Source organism: Pontimicrobium sp. MEBiC01747, assembly GCF_053601635.1.
Window position 1 is genome coordinate 1 of record NZ_JBSHNS010000484.1, and the last position, 507, is coordinate 507.

Consider the following 507-nt stretch of genomic DNA (forward strand, 5'->3'; position numbering starts at 1 on the left):
TGGTCGCAAACTTCTGGATCTGGTGGTACTTTTAATGCTGCCACTGGTACTTTTACACCAGCTGTTGGTGCAACTACTAGTACCTTCGATTATACTGTTATTGGAACAAGCCCTTGTCCTAACGATGTTAGTACTGCTACTATAAATATTAATCAAACGCCTATACTTAACTTTACTGCAACTACTTGTGCTGCTAACTTATTAACTTACGATGTTTCTTTTAGCATTTCTCCTGCTTCTGCTGTTATTACTACCACCGCAGGGACTGTTACTGGGAACTCTATTACTGGTGTTCCTGCTGGAACGGATATTACAATTACTGCAACTAGTGCTATCAATGGAGCGTGTCAAGACACCTTAATGGTTACTGCGCCTAATTGTGCTTGTCCTTTTATCGATACGCCTACTAATCCTAACAATCCTAGTGTTTGTTTTGGGACAACTACACCTGCTTTAAGTGTTGTACTGCCTGGCCCTCCTGCTTTAGGGGATGCTGTTAATTGGTAT

General features: G+C 41.4%; 1 protein-coding gene. It reads left to right on the forward strand.

What is annotated here, in order from left to right:
• Positions 1-507: hypothetical protein (locus tag ACVC2P_RS15810; protein ID WP_452599422.1), on the forward strand; the 507-nt coding region annotated here is incomplete at both ends.